The organism is Candidatus Symbiopectobacterium sp. NZEC135 (assembly GCF_025962695.1).
The window spans coordinates 1-1,545 of record NZ_JAGFPF010000399.1 but is presented as its reverse complement, the minus strand read 5'-3'; the positions used below and the strand labels follow the sequence as shown (position 1 = coordinate 1,545).

The window sequence follows — 1,545 nt, the reverse complement described above, 5'->3', positions numbered from 1 at the left end:
CTGAAATCCAAGACTAAGGTTAATGCAGAAGAGCAAGTTAAAAAATTCATTGAAAGGCTTGGTTCAAACTATACTGCTACTGCATTTAAAAGGACATTAAATGGTGATGCCTATTCTCCAACAACCGTATATAAATTGCATGCTTGGGTGGCAAGAGTTGTACAAAAATCACGAGAGAAAAAACTAGCTGTAGAATTCAAAAAGGATTGTATTTCTAAAGATTTTCTAAAAGAACTAGCTCATTTAAGTTGGTCGGAATACGGCCCATTACTGGCTGTGGAATTTTTAGAGAAGAATGGTATATGTGTCATAATTGAGCCCCCACTTACGGGTACTGCAATAGATGGTGCCGCCTTGAAAGACACTGACGGGCGCCCCATAATTGCACTAACACTAAGGCAGGATCGTCTCGATAACTTTTGGTTCACTTTACTTCATGAAGTTGTACATATATGGAAGCATGTTGATTCAAATAATACCTTTGTTGATGATCTTGAGACTCTCAAAGATAGCGCTGATAAAATGGAAGCCGAAGCAAATAGAATTGCCAGAGATACATTAATTCCTCGAATTGTATGGAAACGGAGTTCAGCATATTTGACCCCTAGTAAAAGCACAATTGATGAACTCTCCAGAGAATTAAGAATCCATCCATCCATCATTGCGGGAAGGATACGAAGGGAGACTGGTCAATATAATCAATTTTCAGAGCTAGTTGGGCAAGGTGAAGTCAGAAAACATTTTCCTAATCATATTTGGTAAGTGAGGATTTATGTACCCTAAATACATGCCTATCTTAAAAGCTAAAAAAGGCGAATTCGAAGCAATCGATAACTTGCAGGCTAATCCTCAAGTAATGGAAAGCATACTTCCTGTATTTGAAATTCCGATCCTTACAAAAAAACAACGAGAATCAAAAAAATACATTAACATTAGAAACCCAGTTGAGTTTTTTATTAACAACAACACAACTTCATTATCTAAAGTTATGCGCGGACTGCCAATGGGGATTGATATAAGTCGATGGGCTCCTAATTCAAATATCGAATCAGGAGAGCATATATTAAGCCATATAATCAGTTCACTTGAAAAAAATAATAGCCAAGTAATTCCTGTCATTGGTTATGATCGGTGGGAAGATGATGAATATTCAACAACCCTAAAAATAATCTCCCAAAGGCAAAATAATTTCATTATTAGACTAAACTCTTTTGCATTTGAAGATATGATTGAAGAAGAGCCATTTTTTGATACTTTCAATGATATATTTTCTTCATTAGATATTATTCCAGAACACTGTTCTGTTATTCTAGACTTCGAAGATATAACCAAATCGTCAATCGTCGACTTGAACGAAAAAGTTCAGAGAGCAATAACGACATTGCAACCTTATAATTTTAGATTTTTATCCATTGCTGGATGTTCTATTAGCGGTGACATCAATGGTATGGTTCCTAAGCGAGAATCACAAGGAATAGTAGTTCGTAAAGAAGTAAAAGTATGGAAAGCATTCAAAAAATTTCATCCAAGACTAAAATTGCTATT

At 35.5% G+C, this 1,545-nt stretch carries 2 protein-coding genes; both read left to right on the top strand.

Annotated features, from left to right (window positions below):
- On the top strand, positions 1–762 hold a 762-nt coding region (locus tag J5224_RS27230), incomplete at its 5' end, for an ImmA/IrrE family metallo-endopeptidase (protein ID WP_264628269.1).
- Between the two features lie 10 nt (positions 763–772).
- The coding region (locus J5224_RS27225) for a beta family protein (RefSeq protein ID WP_264628268.1) at positions 773–1,545 on the top strand (773 nt) is incomplete at its 3' end.